This is a genomic window from Microbacterium sp. (assembly GCF_026393345.1).
Lineage (GTDB): Bacteria > Actinomycetota > Actinomycetes > Actinomycetales > Microbacteriaceae > Microbacterium.
Genome location: NZ_JAPLAI010000013.1, coordinates 5,948 through 24,561, shown reverse-complemented (window position 1 = coordinate 24,561; position 18,614 = coordinate 5,948). Strand labels below are relative to the sequence as shown.

General features: G+C 69.4%; 25 protein-coding genes and 1 tRNA gene. 19 read left to right on the top strand and 7 right to left on the bottom strand.

The annotated features are described in order from the left end of the window. The first annotated feature begins 2 nt into the window (after positions 1 to 2). Positions 3 to 419, top strand: coding sequence for a nucleoside-diphosphate kinase (gene ndk, locus NT132_RS01940; RefSeq protein WP_297783972.1), 417 nt, complete (start codon positions 3 to 5; stop codon positions 417 to 419). A gap of 91 nt (positions 420 to 510) precedes the next feature. On the opposite strand, the gene NT132_RS01935 is transcribed toward ndk, so the two are convergent. The 6 genes from NT132_RS01935 to NT132_RS01910 all read right to left on the bottom strand — a co-directional run bounded on the left by NT132_RS01935 (position 511) and on the right by NT132_RS01910 (position 4,190). Beyond that, complete coding sequence (locus tag NT132_RS01935) at positions 511 to 2,046, bottom strand: hypothetical protein (RefSeq protein WP_297783969.1); 1,536 nt, start codon at positions 2,044 to 2,046, stop codon at positions 511 to 513. Next, positions 2,043 to 2,366 carry a hypothetical protein gene (locus tag NT132_RS01930; RefSeq protein ID WP_297783966.1) on the bottom strand — a complete coding sequence of 108 codons (324 nt, stop codon included), beginning with the start codon at positions 2,364 to 2,366 and terminating at the stop codon, positions 2,043 to 2,045. Before NT132_RS01930 ends, NT132_RS01935 begins: the two co-directional genes overlap by 4 nt. Then, a complete protein-coding gene (locus NT132_RS01925; RefSeq protein WP_297783963.1) occupies positions 2,363 to 2,800 on the bottom strand; it encodes a hypothetical protein in 438 nt (145 codons plus the stop codon). The genes NT132_RS01930 and NT132_RS01925 overlap by 4 nt, the downstream gene beginning before the upstream one ends. After that, the gene (locus NT132_RS01920) at positions 2,797 to 3,093 is read right to left on the bottom strand and encodes a WXG100 family type VII secretion target (RefSeq protein ID WP_297783961.1); all 297 of its coding nucleotides are present in this window, start codon (positions 3,091 to 3,093) and stop codon (positions 2,797 to 2,799) included. The genes NT132_RS01925 and NT132_RS01920 overlap by 4 nt, the downstream gene beginning before the upstream one ends. 3 nt (positions 3,094 to 3,096) lie before the next feature. Beyond that, positions 3,097 to 3,501, bottom strand: a complete 405-nt coding sequence (locus NT132_RS01915; RefSeq protein ID WP_297783958.1) for a YbaB/EbfC family nucleoid-associated protein — start codon at positions 3,499 to 3,501, stop codon at positions 3,097 to 3,099. A gap of 86 nt (positions 3,502 to 3,587) precedes the next feature. Continuing rightward, entirely contained in the window at positions 3,588 to 4,190 is a 603-nt protein-coding gene (locus NT132_RS01910; protein WP_297783955.1) for a vitamin K epoxide reductase family protein, read from the bottom strand. 294 nt (positions 4,191 to 4,484) lie between these two features. On the opposite strand from NT132_RS01910, the gene NT132_RS01905 reads away from it, so the two are divergent. Beyond that, on the top strand, positions 4,485 to 6,968 hold the full coding sequence (locus NT132_RS01905) for an Rne/Rng family ribonuclease (RefSeq protein ID WP_297783952.1): 2,484 nt from the start codon (positions 4,485 to 4,487) through the stop codon (positions 6,966 to 6,968). A 2-nt stretch (positions 6,969 to 6,970) separates the two neighbouring features. On the opposite strand, the gene NT132_RS01900 is transcribed toward NT132_RS01905, so the two are convergent. Then, complete coding sequence (locus tag NT132_RS01900) at positions 6,971 to 7,243, bottom strand: DUF4031 domain-containing protein (RefSeq protein WP_297783949.1); 273 nt, start codon at positions 7,241 to 7,243, stop codon at positions 6,971 to 6,973. A gap of 210 nt (positions 7,244 to 7,453) precedes the next feature. Here NT132_RS01900 and rplU point away from each other — a divergent pair, with 210 nt between their 5' ends. The 17 genes from rplU to NT132_RS01815 all read left to right on the top strand — a co-directional run. Next, the gene (gene rplU / locus NT132_RS01895; protein WP_297783946.1) at positions 7,454 to 7,765 is read left to right on the top strand and encodes a 50S ribosomal protein L21; all 312 of its coding nucleotides are present in this window, start codon (positions 7,454 to 7,456) and stop codon (positions 7,763 to 7,765) included. A gap of 21 nt (positions 7,766 to 7,786) precedes the next feature. Next, positions 7,787 to 8,044, top strand: coding sequence for a 50S ribosomal protein L27 (gene rpmA / locus NT132_RS01890; RefSeq protein ID WP_297783943.1), 258 nt, complete (start codon positions 7,787 to 7,789; stop codon positions 8,042 to 8,044). 80 nt (positions 8,045 to 8,124) lie between these two features. Next, on the top strand, positions 8,125 to 9,612 hold the full coding sequence (gene obgE / locus NT132_RS01885) for a GTPase ObgE (protein ID WP_297783940.1): 1,488 nt from the start codon (positions 8,125 to 8,127) through the stop codon (positions 9,610 to 9,612). Beyond that, complete coding sequence (proB, locus tag NT132_RS01880) at positions 9,609 to 10,439, top strand: glutamate 5-kinase (RefSeq protein WP_297783937.1); 831 nt, start codon at positions 9,609 to 9,611, stop codon at positions 10,437 to 10,439. Before obgE ends, proB begins: the two co-directional genes overlap by 4 nt. Positions 10,440 to 10,448: 9 nt before the next feature. After that, a complete protein-coding gene (locus NT132_RS01875) occupies positions 10,449 to 11,708 on the top strand; it encodes a glutamate-5-semialdehyde dehydrogenase (protein ID WP_297783934.1) in 1,260 nt (419 codons plus the stop codon). A 51-nt stretch (positions 11,709 to 11,759) separates the two neighbouring features. Further along, entirely contained in the window at positions 11,760 to 11,981 is a 222-nt protein-coding gene (locus NT132_RS01870; RefSeq protein WP_297783931.1) for a hypothetical protein, read from the top strand. A 5-nt stretch (positions 11,982 to 11,986) separates the two neighbouring features. Then, a complete protein-coding gene (gene nadD, locus NT132_RS01865) occupies positions 11,987 to 12,583 on the top strand; it encodes a nicotinate-nucleotide adenylyltransferase (protein WP_297783929.1) in 597 nt (198 codons plus the stop codon). Next, a complete protein-coding gene (locus tag NT132_RS01860; protein WP_297783927.1) occupies positions 12,580 to 13,476 on the top strand; it encodes a hypothetical protein in 897 nt (298 codons plus the stop codon). The genes nadD and NT132_RS01860 overlap by 4 nt, the downstream gene beginning before the upstream one ends. Continuing rightward, positions 13,473 to 13,856: a ribosome silencing factor gene (gene rsfS / locus NT132_RS01855; protein ID WP_297783925.1), complete on the top strand. Its 384-nt coding sequence runs from the start codon at positions 13,473 to 13,475 to the stop codon at positions 13,854 to 13,856. Before NT132_RS01860 ends, rsfS begins: the two co-directional genes overlap by 4 nt. Before the next feature lie 83 nt (positions 13,857 to 13,939). Further along, positions 13,940 to 14,015: transfer RNA gene (locus tag NT132_RS01850), tRNA-Ala, on the top strand. Between the two features lie 113 nt (positions 14,016 to 14,128). Next, positions 14,129 to 15,358, top strand: coding sequence for a tyrosine-type recombinase/integrase (locus NT132_RS01845; RefSeq protein WP_297783922.1), 1,230 nt, complete (start codon positions 14,129 to 14,131; stop codon positions 15,356 to 15,358). A gap of 23 nt (positions 15,359 to 15,381) precedes the next feature. After that, complete coding sequence (locus NT132_RS01840) at positions 15,382 to 15,669, top strand: hypothetical protein (RefSeq protein WP_297783920.1); 288 nt, start codon at positions 15,382 to 15,384, stop codon at positions 15,667 to 15,669. 377 nt (positions 15,670 to 16,046) lie between these two features. Then, complete coding sequence (locus NT132_RS01835) at positions 16,047 to 16,286, top strand: helix-turn-helix domain-containing protein (RefSeq protein WP_297783918.1); 240 nt, start codon at positions 16,047 to 16,049, stop codon at positions 16,284 to 16,286. Between the two features lie 73 nt (positions 16,287 to 16,359). Next, positions 16,360 to 16,914 carry a hypothetical protein gene (locus NT132_RS01830; protein WP_297783915.1) on the top strand — a complete coding sequence of 185 codons (555 nt, stop codon included), beginning with the start codon at positions 16,360 to 16,362 and terminating at the stop codon, positions 16,912 to 16,914. A 91-nt stretch (positions 16,915 to 17,005) separates the two neighbouring features. Beyond that, a complete protein-coding gene (locus NT132_RS01825) occupies positions 17,006 to 17,524 on the top strand; it encodes a hypothetical protein (protein WP_297783912.1) in 519 nt (172 codons plus the stop codon). A gap of 170 nt (positions 17,525 to 17,694) precedes the next feature. Further along, positions 17,695 to 18,030 carry a hypothetical protein gene (locus tag NT132_RS01820; RefSeq protein ID WP_297783909.1) on the top strand — a complete coding sequence of 112 codons (336 nt, stop codon included), beginning with the start codon at positions 17,695 to 17,697 and terminating at the stop codon, positions 18,028 to 18,030. Then, positions 18,027 to 18,614 (top strand): bifunctional DNA primase/polymerase (locus NT132_RS01815; protein ID WP_297783907.1); only part of this gene is annotated, 588 nt, incomplete at its 3' end. The genes NT132_RS01820 and NT132_RS01815, both read left to right, overlap by 4 nt.

Here is an 18,614-nt window from a genome sequence, read left to right as displayed (position 1 = left end):
TCATGGCCACCGAAGAAACCCTCGTCCTCGTCAAGCCCGACGGCGTCGCCCGCGGCCTGACCGGGGCGATCCTCGCCCGTATCGAGGCGAAGGGCTACGCCCTCGTCGACATCCGCCTGGTCGAGCCCGACCGCGCACGCCTGGAGCAGCACTACGAAGAGCACGCCGGCAAGCCGTTCTACGAGCCGCTGGTGGAGTTCATGATGTCCGGCCCGTCTGTCGCGATCCGACTCGCCGGCAACCGCGTCATCGAGGGCTTCCGCTCCCTCGCCGGGACGACCGACCCGACCACCGCAGCCCCTGGCACGATCCGTGGCGACTTCGGTCGCGACTGGGGCCTCAAGGTGCAGCAGAACCTGGTGCACGGCAGCGACAGCCCCGAGTCCGCCGCGCGCGAGCTCGGCATCTGGTTCGCCTGAGTCACTGACCGCGAGACTGCTTCTGCGCGCCGAAACAGCGGGGTAACTCCGCAGCCTCGGCGCGCAGAAGCAGTTTCGGCGTCAGGCGGGGTCAGCGCTTGCCCTCGGATGCGGTGAAGACGCTGTGATCGACGACCTCCCCGCCGAACAGCTCCGATCCCGGCGGCGGCGAGCCGTGCGTCTGGATGTACTGCTGCTCCCAGTTCTTGATCGACGTGACGTAGTTGTTGTTGTTATGCGCGGCGATCGGGTCGGATTCGGGCGGCAGCACGATCTGGTGCACGTTCGAGGGGCTTCCTCCAACGACGCTGCCGTCGAGCATCGGCACGGCGTCGTTCGCATGCTGGAAGGCGTACACCGGGATATGCGTCGGGATGTCGAACGTGTCGATCGGAGAGCCGTTCGTCACCACCCCCACCGTGTTGTAGGGGAACGACGAGTCGCTCGCCAGGTTCGCGGCCATGATCCCGCCCTGGCTGAACCCCGTCAGAACGACATCGCCGCCCTCGGGGATACCGGCGTCCCGCATGGCCTCAAGCACCGCCCGCTCGTACGCCGTGCGCAGTAGCGGGTTGTCGAGCATGAGCGCGATGTTCGAGTCGCGGTCGTTCATCGCGCCGGTCTCGCCCGGAAGCTGCCAGTCCTGGGTCGACGGCAGCGACACCACCCAGTGTTCGGTACCGTCGGCCGCCACCACCTTCTTCACGTCGATGACGGTGGCATCCGCGCCACCCATGGCATCGGTCGTCCCGTTGACGCTGACCAGGCCCGCCAGAGAATCGAGTTCCGTGACCCCCTGGGACTTCTCCCAGGCCTTGCGCTGGTCCTCAGTCAACGTTCCCGGGTCGAGCTCCTCCACGTCTGCGGAGCCTTGCAGGAAGTTCTCGATGGCGCCGCCGATGAGCGTGCCGCCGATGAAACCCGCGGGTCCGAGCAGGAGACCTCCGAGCAGACCGCCGGCGATCGGCGCCATGTGGGCGATGATCTCGCGGAGCTTCTCCAGTCCCTCCGCCACGATCGGCATGAGCTTCTGGATGAGGGAGGCCAGGGCGAACAGTGCGTCGAGCAGGTCCTGTACGAGCTGACCGGCCGACTCGACGAACTCGAACGCCGACTTCGCGAAGTCTTTCACCCGGCCCGCGGCCTTCAACGGGTTCAGGGTGAACGAGAACATGTCGTCGGCGAGCTTCGAGAGCTGCACCAGGAAGTCGCAGATGAACGAGCGGGTGGCGTCGACGATCCGTGACGCCATCCGCAGTGCCGCCGCGGTGGCCCCGGTCCACTCGCTGGCGTCCTGACTGATCGTGAGGAGGTCCTCATATCGTTCGCGCAGCGCCCGGACGGTACGGCCGTCCAAGTCGGCGAGGGCGGCGCGGCCGGCGGTGAGTTCGGGCTGCAGTTGCCGAAGCGTCCGTTCCGCGTCCTCCCACGTGCTGGCGAAGCCCGCGACCTGCGCGGAATCACCCAGAAGGTCGTCGAACCAGTCCCGCAGCGGCTTGACGTATTTCATCACGACGCCCGCGATCCCGGGGATGTCGGCACAGGAGTCACCGCCCGGGCCGCTGGTGGGGAGCGCCCCCGCCCATCCGCCGCCGCGGATCTCGCCGCAGATGGCCGTGGCGCTCATCCGGCGTCCGCCGAGAAGGTGTCGACGGCTTCGTTCTCGAGGGTGTCGAAGGTCGTGGTCGCCGCATTCGTCGCCGTCGCCATCCGGTCGCTCAGGGTGTGCGCCGCGTCGAGGAGTTCGCGTGAGCGTGAGGCGAGCGCGCTGACGGCGGGAACGAGGAGGCCCTGGCAGAGTGCCCCGAACGCGTCCCCGGACAGTTTTCCGTCGACCGAGCCCGCGACGCTGTCGAACGTCGACGCGGCATCCTGGAGCGTGGAGACCTGGCGGGCCAGGATGCCGCCGTCCAGCTCGATGTGCTGGTTCGCTGCGGCGCCGCTCACGGCGTCTTCCCCTCGGCGATGGCGACGGCTTCATCGAGGGTGATCTGCAGCCACGTGCCGTAGGTCGGATCGGCGCCGAGTTCCTCCAGCTGCGGAACGATGTCGATCTCTTCACCGTCCGGATCCTCCGGGACCAGCAGGAGGTATCTCACCGACACGGTGTTGTTCGCCACGATGAGGCTGACGAACTTCTTCACGTCGGCGGTGCTGAGCTCGGACCGGTCGAACGTCGCACCGACCATGATGTGCGTGGTGAGCCCGTCGACGCCCTTGTCGGCGAACGCCTCCGTGATTCCGAGGTCCGACGCCTGAAGCGCGGCGGGGATGGTGTCTTCGAAGGAGTCGTCGGCCGCCGGGGTCTGCGAGCACCCGGCGAAGGCCACGGTGCCGAGGAACGCGACGGCGAGTGAGGCGAGGATGCGGGTGGTTCTCATGCGGATGCTCCCAGTGCTCGTGCGGCTTCCAGATCGAGCGTCGAGTATCCGACGGCGAGCTGTTCGAGGGCGGTGCAGATCATCCGCACCAGTGCGGACCGCGACTCCATCAGCGCGGTGAAGCGCTCCTGGGCGGTGTCGAACGCGACCTGCGCGTCACCGGACCACTGCGCCCGCAGCACGTCGGCGGCGGTGCTGATGCCCGAAACCTCGTCATCGATGGCCGCGGCGGCCTTCTCGATCGCGTCGGCAGCGGTCTTCAGCCGCGCCGGGGTGACCTCCAGATGGTCCATGGCTCAGCGGAGGTCCGTGCCGGTGGCCGGGCCATACTGCGCCGCGACCTGGGACCGGACATCCGCGACCAAGGGCGAGTCGGCACCGAGTGACTCCGCCATGCGGGCGACGGCGGTGTCCGCGGCGGCACGCTGGGCATCGCGCACCGTACGGGTCAGGATGCGGGAGAGCTCACCCGCATCCGTGTCGAACGCCGCGGCGGCGAGGTCGATCCAGTCGACGGAGCCATCGGCCCGCGCCGTGACCGTGACCTCGCGGCCGGGGGAGGTGACCGTCCGCGTCAGTGTGCTGACGTCGTCGGCCATGCGTTCGGCATCCTGGGCGGCGATGCGCGCCCGCTCGGTCTGGGCGATCACGCGCGCCCGCGCCGCCTCCAGTGCTGCCAGTGTCTCGCTGCCCAGTGTCATCGGTGACCCCCCTTGTGCCTTGCCTCACCGTAGCGAGATCGGCACGACGGGCACGTGGGCGCCTGTGGAAAACGAGGTTCGGGTCGTCAGAACAGCGAACCCAGCACGTCGAGGCGCAGCTGGGCGAGCACCGCGATGATCGCGTAGGCGGCCACTGTCATGACCGGGACCCACCCCATCAGCGTGTCGGCGATGTCCTGCACGCGCTCCGAGACGGGCACAGCGCCGATCCGCAGAACGTGCAGGGTTACGGCGAAGAAGGACGGGATCGTCACCGACCACGTCACGAGGCACCAGGGGCACAGAGTGCCGAGCTCGTAGATGCTCTGCGAAATGAGCCAGCCGACGAAGACGATCGCGAACGCGAACCCCGCCCAGAACAGCAGCCAGAACCAGCGGGCGAACCGGGCGCCGGCGAGAAGCGCGACGCCGACGACGATCGGCGCGACCCAACAGGCCAGGCCCAGCAACGGATTGGGGAAGCCGAACGCGCTGCCCTGAGGCGAGGCGAGGTTCGCCGAGCACTGCACCAGCACGCTGAAGTCGCACGACGCGCCCTCGCCCGGGTTCGTGAGGGCGTGGAACTTCTCCAGCGTCAGGGAGAAAGCAGCCCACCACCCGATGGCTCCGGCGACGATCAGCCACACGGCGAAAACGGGGGAGCGGCGGTCGGTCAGCGCATCGGGCATGGCTCGGATTATCGCACCGGGGCCTGTGGTCTCGGTCCGGCCGCGCCGTGCGAAACGCCCACGAATGTGGATGAGCGCGCGGAAACCCTCCCGGTAGTGCGATAATGGTCAGTGATGATCGCTGCGGCCGCGCCGCGCGAGCATCGACGCAGACTTTAGGGCGATGAACGCCCACCCGCAGTTCGAGCGCAAGGCCGACTGCAGACCGAGTGAGTTCGCGGCACCGCAGGTGCGGCGCCGCACGAGATTTCGCCGGGCGACGCGCGGTGTCGCCTGGCCGGGAGTACGCCGGTGATGTCCGATGACGCAAATCCGTATGACGCAAACGATGCCGCAGAAGATGCGACGCTGACGCAGCCCGCCGCGAGCGAGGCCGCCGAGGTGGCAGAGCCCGAGGTTCTGGTATCCGCCGAGCCGCAGCCGGACGCCCCGGAGCCCGTGGTGGCCCCCGAGGTCGTGGCCGAGCAGCCCGCAGGCCCCGAGCCCGTGGCGCCGGATGCGGCCGACGCCGCACCGTCCGCGGAGCCGGCGGCCGCCACCGCGGAGCCGGAGTCCGTTGAGGCCCCGGTGCGCGAAGCGCCCGAGGCGACTGCCGCTCCACAGGCCGACGCTGCAGACGAGGCCGTCGCGGCCGAGTCGACCGATGCCCCCGCGGAACCGGAGGCCGTCGTCGAGGAAGCCACACCCGACGAGCCGTCTGGCCCCCCGACCGCCGTGTCGCTGGGTCTGCTGCCGGAGACCTTCGTCTCCGCCGTGAGCACCACGCTGCACTTCTACGCACCCGAGGTTCCGCCGCTGCCGGCGCTCCGTGACGAGCAGGACGAAGACGAGGACGAGCAGCCCGCCAGCGGCACCGCCCGTCGCCGGAACCGTCGCCGCGGCGGAGAGCGCGCCGAGGGCCCTGCCACCGAGCAGGCCGACACCGGCCGCAGCCGCCAGCGCACGGTCGAGCTCATCACCGAGCCGCAGCGCATCAAGGGCTCCACGCGGCTCGAGGCGAAGAAGCAGCGTCGTCGCGACGGCCGGGATGCGGGGCGTCGCCGTCCCGTCGTGACCGAGGCCGAGTTCCTCGCCCGCCGCGAGTCCGTCGACCGGGTCATGGTCGTCCGCTCCAAGAACGGCCGCGTGCAAATCGCGGTGCTCGAGGACAACGTCCTCGTCGAGCACTACGTCGCCCGCAACCAGGACGCGTCCCTCATCGGCAACGTGTACCTCGGCCGCGTGCAGAACGTGCTGCCCAGCATGGAGGCGGCCTTCGTCGACATCGGCCGAGGCCGCAACGCGGTGCTGTACTCCGGCGAGGTGGACTGGGACGCGGTCGAGACCGGCAACCAGCCGCGCCGCATCGAACTCGCCCTGAAGAGCGGCGACAAGGTGCTGGTGCAGGTCACCAAGGACCCGGTGGGTCACAAGGGTGCGCGCCTCACCAGCCAGATCTCGCTGCCCGGCCGCTACCTCGTGTATGTGCCGGGCGGGTCGATGAACGGCATCTCGCGCAAGCTCCCCGACACCGAGCGGGCACGCCTCAAGCGCATCCTCAAGGAGGTGCTGCCCGAGTCGTCGGGCGTCATCGTCCGCACCGCCGCGGAGGGCGCGACCGAGGAACAGCTGACGAACGACGTGCAGCGACTCACCGCCCAGTGGGAGCACATCAGTCGCCAGATCCAGTCGATCCAGGCGCCGGCGCTGCTGCACTCCGAGCCCGACCTGCTGGTCAAGATCGTGCGCGACGTGTTCAACGAGGACTTCTCCCGGATGCTGATCCAGGGCGAGGACGCGCAGGAGACCATCGAGAGCTATCTCGCCGGTGTCGCCCCCGACCTGCTGGAGCGCGTCGAGCGCTACGAGGGCGAGCAGGATCCCTTCGACGCGTTCCGGGTCACCGAGCAGATCGAGAAGGCCCTGGACCGCAAGGTCTGGCTGCCCTCCGGTGGTTCGCTCGTGATCGACCGCACAGAGGCCATGACGGTCGTCGACGTCAACACCGGGAAGTTCGTCGGTTCCGGCGGCAACCTGGAGGAGACCGTCACCAAGAACAACCTGGAAGCGGCCGAGGAGATCGTCCGCCAGCTGCGGCTGCGCGACATCGGCGGCATCATCGTCGTCGACTTCATCGACATGGTGCTCGAGTCCAACCGTGACCTCGTGCTGCGCCGGCTCATCGAGTGCCTGAGCCGCGACCGGACCAAGCACCAGGTCGCCGAGGTCACCTCGCTCGGCCTCGTGCAGATGACCCGGAAGAAGCTCGGCCTCGGGCTCCTCGAAACGTTCAGCGAGCCCTGCGAGGTCTGCGCCGGTCGCGGCGTGGTGGTGCACCACGACCCGGTCGTCCGTCACCGCTCCAACGGCTCGTCCAGCGGAAACGGGAACAGCAACGGCAACGGCGGCAACAATGGCCGGCGCAACCGCGCGCCGCAGCCGCCCGCGGGACCCGTCGCCGGCGCCCACGTCATCACGGAGGGTGTGAAGTCCGCGCTCGCGCAGATCGCCGCATCCACCATCCACCACGAGGATGAGGCCGAGGCGCCGATTCCCGCCGTCAGCTCGGCCGTCGCTACCGCCGCGGCGGAGGAGCCGGCCGAGGAACGCCCCCGTAAGCGCAAGAAGCGCAGCGAGTCGGGCGGCGCCAAGCCTCGGACCGAGAAGGAGATCCTTCTCGACTCCGTGCTGAGCGCCCTGCCCGAGCCCAAGGCTCCGGGCCAGGGACGCGCGCGTCGCCGGGTCAGCACGGCCGCCCTGAGCGGCACGCCCGTGGTGCACAACCCCGACGAGGCCTGAGCTCAGCCTTCCCGTCGTTGACGGGCGGTCACCCTGAGTCCGGACGCGATGAGCGCCCGGACCAGGGTGTGTCCGTCGACATGGCGGGCGCCCGCGGCGACCAGACGCGCGTGCGCCTCGTCCGGCACGTCGTAGTGGTCCCGGTCGAATCCACGGCGGGGGATGCTGTTCGCCGCGGCGAACGCATGCAGTTCGTCCAGGTCGTGATCGCTGATCAGATGGGCCCACAGCCGCCCGTGTGCAGGCCACCGAGGGTCGTCGATCAGTACCGTCATGGCAGCATCCTACGAGCGGGCCGCGACACGGTTCGGAGTGCTTTTGCCGATGTGACTTCTATCGGGTAAAGTTGCTCTTTGGTGCGTAGCTCTTGCAGGGCCCGCGGTCGTCTCGCACGAGGTCCGCTGCCGCACCAGGACTTCTCCGCCCGGCGGAGACCCTCCAGACAATACGGAGCCCGAGCGCTCCCCAGACGAAACAGGTGTGAAGTGGTTTACGCAGTTGTGCGCGCCGGCGGCCGGCAGGAGAAGGTCGAGGTCGGCACGATCGTCGTCCTCGATCGTCAGAAGAAGGCCTCGATCGGTGACACCATCGAGCTGGCCGCTGTCCTCCACGTCGACGGCGACGCCGTGACGACCGACGCCGACAAGCTCGCCAAGGTCACCGTCACCGCTGAGGTGCTCGGCGAGGAGCGCGGTCCGAAGATCGTGATCCAGAAGTTCAAGAACAAGACCGGCTACAAGAAGCGCCAGGGCCACCGTCAGGACCTGACCCGCGTCAAGATCACCGGCATCAAGTAAGGCCAGAGGGGACGCTTCAAGATGGCACACAAAAAGGGCGCAAGCTCCACCCGTAACGGCCGCGACTCGAACGCTCAGCGCCTCGGCGTCAAGCGCTTCGGCGGCCAGTCCGTCCTCGCCGGCGAGATCATCGTCCGCCAGCGCGGCACGCACTTCCACCCCGGCGTGAACGTCGGCCGCGGTGGCGATGACACGCTGTTCGCGCTGTCCGCCGGCGCCGTCGAGTTCGGCACGAAGGGCGGCCGCAAGGTCGTCAACATCGTCGCCGGCGCGGAGTAATCCGCGTTCGCACGTAGTTGTCGGCGAGGGGCGGGCTTCGGCTCGCCCCTCGCTTCATTTTCTTCAGAAAGCAGGCTGACATGGTCACCTTCGTTGATCGAGTGACCCTGCACCTGCGTGCCGGGAACGGCGGGAACGGGTGCGTCTCCGTTCGCCGCGAGAAGTTCAAGCCGCTCGCCGGCCCCGACGGTGGCAACGGCGGGAACGGCGGCGACATCGTCCTCGTGGCGGACCCGCAGACCACGACCCTGCTGTCCTACCACCACTCGCCGCACCGCTCCGGCGGCAACGGCGGGTTCGGCATGGGCGACAACCGCTCCGGCGCGCTGGGCGAGACGCTCGAACTCCCCGTTCCGGTCGGCACGATCGTCAAGGACGTCGACGGCACCGTGCTCGCCGACCTCGTCGAGCCCGGCATCCGGTTCGTCGTCGCACCCGGCGGACGCGGGGGACTCGGCAACGCCGCGCTCGCCTCGCAGAAGCGGAAGGCCCCGGGCTTCGCGCTCCTCGGTACGCCCGGCTGGGAAGGCGATGTCCTTCTCGAGCTGAAGACGGTCGCGGATGTCGCCCTGGTCGGATACCCCTCCGCCGGGAAGTCCAGCCTCATCGCGGCGATGTCCGCCGCGCGGCCGAAGATCGCCGACTACCCCTTCACGACGCTTCACCCGAACCTCGGTGTGGTCCAGTCCGGCGATGTGCGCTACACGATCGCCGACGTCCCGGGCCTCATCGAAGGCGCCAGCGAGGGCAAGGGCCTGGGGCTCGAGTTCCTCCGCCACGTCGAACGCTGCACCGCGCTGGTGCACGTCCTCGACTGCGCGACGCTGGAGCCCGGCCGCGACCCGATCTCCGACCTCGACGTCATCCTCGCCGAGCTCGCTGCCTACCCGGTCCCCGAGGGGCAGGTGCCGCTGCTCGAGCGGCCGCAGCTCATCGCGTTGAACAAGATCGACGTGCCCGAGGCGGCGGAACTCGCCGACTTCGTCCGCGGCGACCTGGAGGAGCGCGGATTCCGCGTCTTCGAGATCTCCACGGTGAGCCGTGCGGGTCTTCGGGAACTGAACTTCGCTCTGGCCGGGATCGTCGAAGAGCACCGCATCGCGGTCGCCGCCGAGCCCGCTCCCGAGCGCATCATCATCCGGCCGAAGGGCGCCGAGAAAGACTTCACCGTGCGAGTCGAAGGCGGCACGTACGGCAACATCTACCGCGTCCTCGGCGAGAAGCCGGTGCGCTGGGTGCAGCAGACCGAGTTCCAGAACGAAGAGGCCGTCGGCTTCCTCGCGGACCGGTTGGCGAAGCTCGGCGTCGAAGAAGAGCTGTTCCGCGCTGGAGCGGTCGCAGGCGCGACCGTCGTCATCGGCGAGGGCGAGGGCGTCGTCTTCGACTGGGAGCCCACGCTTACCTCGGCGGCGGAGCTCATGACGGCCCCGCGCGGCACCGACCCGCGCCTCGACCTGAACCCGCGTCGCACCACATCGGAGCGTCGCGAGCGCTATCACGACCGCATGGATGCCAAGGCTGCCGCACGCGCGGAGCTGGAGGCTGAACGGACCGGAGACACCGAGTGACCGCAGGGGAGCGGAGCGACCTGGCCACGGCTCGCCGCATCGTCGTGAAGGTGGGGTCCTCCTCCATCAGCGGCGAGAACGCGGAGAAGATCGAACCGCTCGTCGACGCCCTCGCGGCCGCTCACGCGCGCGGCACCGAGGTGGTGCTCGTCTCCTCCGGCGCGATCGCGACCGGGATGCCGTTCCTCGACCTCGAGACCCGGCCCACGGACCTCGCCACCCAGCAGGCCGCGGCCGCCGTGGGGCAGAACGTCCTCATCTACCGGTACCAACGCTCGCTCCGCCCCTTCGGGATTGTCGCGGGGCAGGTCCTCTTGACTGCCGGCGACTTCGAAGATCCCACGCACCGCTCCAACGCGGGACGCGCGATGGAACGCCTGCTGGGCCTTCGCATCCTCCCCATCGTCAACGAGAACGACACCGTCGCCACGCACGAGATCCGCTTCGGTGACAACGACCGGCTCGCCGCGCTCGTCGCGCAGCTGATCGGCGCCGACGCGCTCGTCCTCCTCAGCGACATCGCCTGCCTCTACACCCGGCCTCCGGACGAGCCTGGCGCGATGCCCATCGATCGGGTCGCGTTCGGCGACGACATGTCCGGCTTCCAGTTCGGCTCGGTCGTCGTCAACAGCGTCGGAACCGGGGGAGCGGCCACCAAGGTGTCTGCTGCGCGGCTCGCCGCCGCATCCGGCGTGGGCGTGCTCGTCACCAGCGCGGACCTCGTCTCGGAGGCTCTCGCGGGCGACGAGATTGGCACCTGGTTCGAACCCGACAAGACCGTGGTCATGAACCCGGTCACGGGCGCGGTGACCAGCGTCGCCGAATAGACTGGCGCCATGACTCTGGTGACCACGACGGCACGTGAGCGCATGGAAGCCGCCAAGGCCGCGTCGCGCTCCGTGGGACTCCTGTCCGATGCCCGCAAGGCGGCGGTGCTGCGCTCGATCGCCGCGGCGATCGACGCCGCGACGCCGGAGATCGTGGCCGCGAACGAAGAAGACCTCCGGCGCGGCCAGGACAGCGGCCTCTCCACCTCGCTGCAGGATCGTCTGCGCCTGGACTCCGACCGCATCCATGCCCTCTCGGATGCGGTTCGTGACGTCGCCGAGCTCCCCGATCCCGTCGGGCGCGTGCTCGAGCAGCGCACCCTGCCCAACGGACTCGAGCTCAGCAAGGTCTCGGTGCCCTTCGGCGTCGTGGGCGCGATCTACGAGGCACGCCCGAACGTCACCGTCGACATCGCCGCGCTGGCGCTCCGGTCCGGCAACGCGGTGGTGCTGCGCGGCGGCACCGCCGCCGAGCAGAGCAACGCTGCGCTCGTGCAGGCGATGCGCGGCGCACTGGCGGAGGAGGGCATCGACGCCGAGGCTATCCAGACGCTGGATTCGTTCGGCCGCGACGGCGCCGCCGAGCTCATGCACGCCCGTGGCCTCGTCGACGTGCTCGTGCCGCGGGGGAGTGCCGCGCTCATCGAGCGTGTTGTGACCGAATCGACCGTGCCGGTCATCGAGACCGGCGCCGGCGTCGTGCACATCTACCTGGACGCGACCGCCCCGGTCGAGCGCGCGGGCGCCATCGTCGTGAACGCGAAGGCGCAGCGTCCGAGCGTCTGCAATGCCGTCGAAACCGTGCTCGTGCACCGGGACGCCGCCGACCGCGTCGTCGGCCCCGTCGTCGCCGCCCTGCAGGATGCGGGCGTCACGGTGCACGGCGACCCCGAGGTCGCCTCCCGCGCCGCCGGTGTCGTGCCGGCCGACGAGGCCGACTGGGCCACCGAGTACCTGAGCCTCGACATCGCGATGCGCGTGGTCGACGACGTCGACCAGGCTCTGGAGCACATCCGCACCTACTCGACCCATCACACCGAGTCGATCATCACCGAGGATGCCGCCACGGCGGAGCGATTCCTCGCCGAGGTGGATTCGGCCGTCGTGATGGTGAACGCCTCCACCCGCTTCACCGACGGCGGCGAGTTCGGCTTCGGGGCGGAGGTCGGCATCTCAACCCAGAAGTTGCACGCACGCGGCCCCATGGGTCTGCCGGAACTCACGAGCCAGAAGTGGCTCGTGCGCGGTGACGGTCAGGTGCGGGGCTGACCCGATAGACTGACCCGACCGCCGACTTTTCCGACCTGAAACGGAGTCCCGATGACTTTCGCCACGCTTCTGGCTGTTGCCGAAGAAGCAGAGACCCACGGCAACATTCCGTTGGAGACGATCGGCTTCCCGATCATCGCCCTGGTCGTCTTCTTCGCCCTCGCCATGGTGGCCCTGTCGTACCGCAACGTCGCCAACCGCCACGCGCACAAGGCGGAGGTCTACGCACAGAAGCACGCGAAGGATCTGCAGCCGCACGGCCACGGCCACTGAGGCTGATGACGGCGCAGCGCGCCCCGCGGATCGGGGTGATGGGCGGAACGTTCGATCCGATCCACCACGGACACCTGGTCGCAGCGAGCGAGGTTGCTGCATCCATGGACCTCGACGAGGTCATCTTCGTGCCGACGGGTCAGCCCTGGCACAAGCAGGTGGTGTCGCCCAACGAACACCGCTACCTCATGACGGTCATCGCGACCGCATCCAACCCCAGCTTCAGTGTCAGCCGGGTGGACCTGGATCGCGAAGGCACGACGTACACGATCGACACGCTGCGGGATCTGAAGCAGCAGCGACCGGACGCCGAACTGTTCTTCATCACCGGGGCCGACGCCGTAGCGCAGATTCTCAGCTGGCGGGACCATGATGAGTTGTGGGACCTGGCCCATTTCGTCGCCGTCTCCCGCCCGGGACACACGTTGTCCGCCGCCGGCCTCCCGGCCGACCGGGTCAGCCTGCTCGAGATCCCCGCGCTGGCGATCTCGTCCACCGATTGCCGTGACCGAGTGAGCCGCGGTAAGCCGGTGTGGTACCTCGTCCCGGATGGCGTCGTCCAGTACATTGCGAAGCATCACCTCTATCGGAGCAAGGCATGAGCACCCCTGACCAGCCGAGCACTCCGCCGCTCACGCGGCGACAGATGCGCGAACTGCGCAACACCGGATCCACCCCCATCATCACCGACACGCCCGCGGAGACGCCGGAGCCGGTGCCGACCCCGCTGCCGCGGGCTGCGGAGCCAGCGCCCGTGCCGCCTGCGCCGAGACCGGATGCGGCCGTCGACCTGGGTGTGTCGCCGCTGACCCGCCGCCAGGCGCGCGAGCAGGAACGCATCCGCACCGCATCCGTCCCCGTCATCTCGGCCGACATGGCCGCCACCGGAGCGTTCACCCCGCCCGCGCGGGACGACACCGCACACCACGACGTCCCCGTCAGCACCGCCGAGGCCGCGCTGCAGCAGGAGAGCGTCGATGAGGATGCGGCCCCCGTCACGGTGTCGGACCAGCTGGGTTCGCAGCTGCTCGCCGGCGACGTCAAGCCGGTGGAACTGCCGCCGTCCTTCGACCAGCTCCTCGTGCGGGAGAGCACCTCGACCGGTGCCGTCTCGACCCCCAATGCGCTGATCCTCTCGCAGACCCCGAACTCGCCGCTGGTGGGTCCGGTCACCGCAACCGGTGAGGTCATCATCACCGGCACGTTCGACCTTCCCGAAGGTCTGGGTTCGCGGGGTCACGCCCCGGGGACGACCGACGGGCACGAGGCGGACGCCGTTCTCATCGACGGTGAGCTGCCGCCCGCCTCGTCGCCGACACCGATCGCGGCCAGCGCCGCAGTCAGCACCATCAAAGCCGCGGACGAGATCATTCGTCCGCCGGCGCCGGAAAAGGGGAGCCGGCTCATGCTGGCCCTCGCCATCACCGCCGGCGCCCTCGCGCTGGCACTCATCGGCGTGTTGATCCTCGCCGTGACGACAGGAGTCTTTTCGTGACCGTGAATCAAAGCGTCCTCGACGCGCTGCAGGTTGCAGCGCGCGCCGCGGACGCGAAGGGTGGCGAGGATCTCGTCGCGCTCGACGTGTCCGAGCCGCTGCCGCTCGTCGACATCTTCCTCCTGGTGACGGGGCGCAACGAGCGCAACGTCGCCGCCATCGCCGACGAGGTCGAGCACCAGCTGCTCGAGATCGGCATCAAGCGCATCCGTCGTGAAGGCCGCGCCGAATCCCGCTGGGTCCTCATGGACTTCGGCGACATCGTGGTGCACGTCTTCCACGAAGAGGAGCGCACCTACTACGGCCTCGAGCGCCTCTGGAAGGACTGCCCGGTCGTCCCGATCGAGCTCCCCGTCCAGGCGGCGCCCGCAGCGGACTGACGGCACGCCCGGGTAGGCCTCGATTCGATTCCCCACCCGAGCATGTTGTAAGCTCTAATGGTTGCCCCGGCAGGGGTAGCTGAGGGCCTGTGGCGCAGCTGGTAGCGCACCTGCATGGCATGCAGGGGGTCAGGGGTTCGAGTCCCCTCAGGTCCACCAAAAACGCCTGGTAACAGGCAATTTCGGGGAAGAGTTCAGACCTCTCCGTGGCATCCGGACGGCACTCACGGACACTCGTGAGTCCTCCGGGCAGTCCCGAGAGGAAACCCGAGATGGGTGACAAGCAGCCCGATTCCGCACACCCGAAGCGCAAGCGGCCCGCCGCATGGGGAACGATCCGCCGGCGTGAGTCTGGCAAGTTCGAGGCGTTCTATCGGCTGGAGGGGCGCACCATTCGCGCCCCGCGCCGGTTGGATACCGAGGCCGAGGCTCAGGCGTGGCTCGCCACCGAGCGAGCGGCGCACGTGACCGGCACATGGATCGATCCTGTGCGCGTGTCGGTGGCACCTGCTAGCGCGCCTGACGTGCTCACGCTGGCGAGCACGTTCGAGGCGCTGTGCGAGGCGCTGATTGCGGAAGAAGCGGCGTTCGGTGAGGCGCGGCCGGCGTACCTGCACGAGCAGGCGCGGCTGATCCGACGGGTGATCATTCCGACGCTCGGCGCGGTGCCGCTGGGCGCTGTGAAACCGAGCCTGCTCGATGCCGCGTACCAGCAATGGCACTCGCACCGCCCCGCGCAGGCTCGAAACGCCCTGGTGGCGCTGCGCAAGGTCGTGAAGCTCGGCAAGCGCCGGGATCTGTTCACGTTCGACATGTCCGACAGCATCCGCGTGCACCCGCGACCGGAGAAAGAGATCATCACGTTAGAGCCGATGCAGCTCGGGCAGTTCCGGCGCACGATCCAAGACTGGCGCGACCGGCCCGAGCGCTACGGCCCACAGCCCTCGGCGCTGCTGCTCGACGTGACAGACGTGATGCTGGCAACTTCGGCGCGGATCGGGGAAGCGCTCGGGCTGCGCGTGCAAGATGTCGAGTTCGGACAGACCCGCACGATCGTGACGATCGCCGGGACGCTGATCGAGGGGCACGGCCAGCGCAAGCACTGGCAGCCGGCGACAAAGACCGAGGCGGGCATGCGGTCGATCATCGTCCCGGAATGGGCGGTGCCCACGCTGGAACGGCTGACTCTCGCGGCGAATCTGCACGGCACGGATTTTCTGTTCCACACCAGCAGCGGACTCCCGAGCGGCTCGCACTCGGTGCACCGGCAGCTGCGCGCCGTTCGCGCGTGGGCGGGGCTGTCGTCCGAGCTGGTGCCGCACGTGTTCCGCAAGACCGTGGCGACGACAATCGCGGACCATGAGAGCGGCGGGCTGGATGCCGCAGCGCTCACCCTCGGGCACTCCCGCTCGCGGGTCACCGAGCAGCACTACGCGAAGCGGCGCACCCTCGCGCCGGACATGCGCGAAGCGCTCGCCTCACTCGGAGAGGGCACACGTTGAGCGAGAGCATGAGAGTCGATGAATTGACCGAGCTGTTCGACTGCCCGGTGCACTGGTGTGAGGGTCACACATGGACGCACGGCGGCGACGGCTCGATGCCCGACGAATGGCTACACGAAAGCGCGTGCGTCCCTCTGCCCGCCGGCATGACCGCGCACCGCTGGGAAGTGGCGGGAGATTCCGAGCGCTGGACGCTGCGCACGTCGGCACATGCCGAGATCACCGAGGCGGCATCCCTCGCTGAACTCGTGGCTCAGCTCGACGCCGTGAGCGCCGAGCTTCGGCGGATCGCCGGCGACGTGACTGACTGATCCGCCCCCGGGAATGCCCTCTGCGCTACTGCGCAGGGGGCATTCTTGCGTTGTAGGGCCGGCCAGCTCGGTGCCGGCCCAGCTCGGTGCCGGCAGCTCGACGCCGGCCCGCCGGGAGATCTCGCGGGGATGCTCACCCCGAGCGCTGCGCAGCTCGGTGCCGGCCAGCTCGGTGCCGGCCAGCTCGGTACCGGCCAGCTCGACGCCGCCGCAGCTGGGCGCGAGCAACTTTTTTCGGGCCAATTTCCTAGCGATAGCTCTCCAAACACGGCGTTTTCGGAGTTGTTGCCCTCGCAGCCCGGCCCGCAACATTGAGCCACAACAGCCCGCCACGTACCGGAGAGGGCCAGCTGCGACACCCGATGAAAGGACACACCATGAACCCCAGCCCGACGCCCGCCCCCGCGCCGCCCGGCGCACCGACCCCTGAGCAGTGGCCGGATCTGCTCACCGTGGCAGAGGCTGCCGCGTACACCAACACGTCCGAGCGATTCGCTCGGCGGCTGGTCTCCGATCGGCGCGTTCCGGTCGTGAAGCTCGGCAAGCACGTTCGTATCCCGCGTACCGCGCTCGACGCGTTCATTGCCGCCAACACGCGAGATGTCGTGAGCCGGTAACCCGGCCGCCCCACGCCCGACAACGGCCCGACCCCGACCAAACACCAATTCCCCGAACAAAGGACCAAAGCAAATGTCACTTTTCACCCGCAAGAAGAACACCCCCAACGTGCCGGCCCACCTGGCCGACGCATACGCCGCCGCTACGCCCGACGCCACCGCGTTCTTGGAGCGTGCAGCAGCGGAACTCGCACTGGAGCACTACTACCCCGACTCCTACAAGCCCTCAGAGCGGCGGGGTAGTACCGAGCACACGGGTCGGACATATGGCACCGACCCCGAGCAGCGACAGCGCATGTACGTCGATCACTTTCCCGAGCTGCTCGCACGCGCCGAGCACCTGTCACGGCTGCAGGCTGCCCGCTGGGCAGTGGAGATGCCTAAGCGTTTCGCAGCGGCCGCGCAGGAGACCGCGGCCCGGCACACCTGCCCCGTCTGCAAGACGATCAGCCCGGACGAGCACGCGCGCTACAGCAACCCCGCGCTCGGCCGGACGGGCTACGACGCCCCGCTGATGTGTGCCGCGTGCCGGTCCACCGCCGATCTGCTGTTCTCGCAGGCAAGCGCGACACCCGAGCGCCGCGCCGCTGTGCTCGCTGCGCTCGAGATCCCCGCGCCCCTCTACTGACAGCTACGGGGGCACCCGGCGTCACGACGCCGGCGTGCCCCCAGCTACCCGACGAGATCCCCCGAACCCGATGAGAGAGGCCGGCGCGACAATGAATCGCAACCTGCGCGGCGCACAGCGCGCCCTCGCGCCGGCTGATGCCGCAACCAGAGCCGAGCTGCACGCGGCCGACTTCCTCGCGTGGGCGCTGGCCGAAGATGCTCACCTAGAAAGCAACGGCGAGCTGCACCGCCGCGCGCTACGCGACCGCGCAGCTCGTGCGTTCGACCGCGACGCGGCTGCAATCGCGCGCGGCATCCCTGCCCGCCGCAGCGATCTGGAATGGCTTGCACAGCAGCTCCCCGAGGATCACCCGCACCGCGCAGCCGTGCGCGCCCTCGCGCAGCGTTCCGGCGTCCCCGCAAGCTCCGCGCCTACGCAGGAGCGAATCGCTGCGCTCAGGGCCGCGTGCGAGCATGCAGCGGCCGAGCTGCGCGCCCTCATGGCCGCAGCCGTGCCCCTCGCTCTGCGCGCGGCGCACGCCGGCGCAGCCCGCGCCGCCCTGCGCGCTGTCGCAGCCTGGCGCCGCCCGTGCGCCCCTCGCGCCCCAGCGCCAGCCGGCCTGGTGTAAGCGCGAACCGAGACCCGCCGCGCTTGCGGCACAGGCTGGCCGACCATATCGGCACTAGACCGACGCTCTCGCGCCGGTTCGCGCCTCAGAGCGCTCTGCTCACACCTACAGGCATCCCCGTACCCTGCGCCGTGCGCCGGTCAATGTGACCCGAAACGGAACCTCCAACCATGTCTAGCTACACCCCCCGCACTGCCCCCGCTCGGAATGACCCGGCAGCCCCCAGCCGCTGGTACGTGCTGCGCCAAGCCGCTTGCGAGACCCCGCCGGATCTCCCCGAATCCGCGCCGCTCGCCGCCAAGCTGGTGCACGGCGTCTACTACGCCGTGTTGCCCGAGATCCGCGCGGACATTCGCGCCGGCCGCAACTCGCGGCGCGTGGGGATCGCGTTCGATCAAATCGATGCGCGCGCGCTGGTGCCGCTGCGCCTGTCACGTCGTGAGCGCGGCCGGGGCATCGACTACCTCGTGAAGCTCGAAGCAACGCGCGGGGGAGTCATCGCGTGAGCACGCTCCCCACGCGCGAGGACGCGCTGCGCCTCGCAGCTGCCGGCTGGGCAGTGATCCCGCTGCGGGGCAAGATCCCGATGACGGCACACGGCGTGAAGGATGCCACGACCGACCCCGAGCAGATCGCACGATGGTGGCCCGGCCGAGCGCAGCGCAACATCGGCGCACGCGTGCCTCGCTCGCTGCTGGTGCTCGATATCGACCCTCAGAACGGCGGAACCCTCGCAGCGCTCACCGAGGCCGCAGGCGGGCAGCTGCCGCGCACATTGACTGTGCACTCTGGTCGAGGAACCGGCGGCCGGCACCTGTACTTCCTGAACCCCGGCGGCGAGCTGTCATCAACCCGACTGCCGGCCGGCATCGACGTGAAGACGGACACCGGCTATCTCGTCATGCCGCCGAGCCTGCACCCCGCGACGGGGCTGCCGTACCGATGGGAGGATGCACCCCCCGCGCAGCTCCCCGGACCCCTGCGCGAGCTGCTGCGCCCGGCCCCGGCGCGCCGAGCGTCCCCCGCCGCCCGGCCCGCCGGCCGCGACGGCGACGGCAAGCTGAGCGCGAGAGCGGCCCACCTGGCCAGC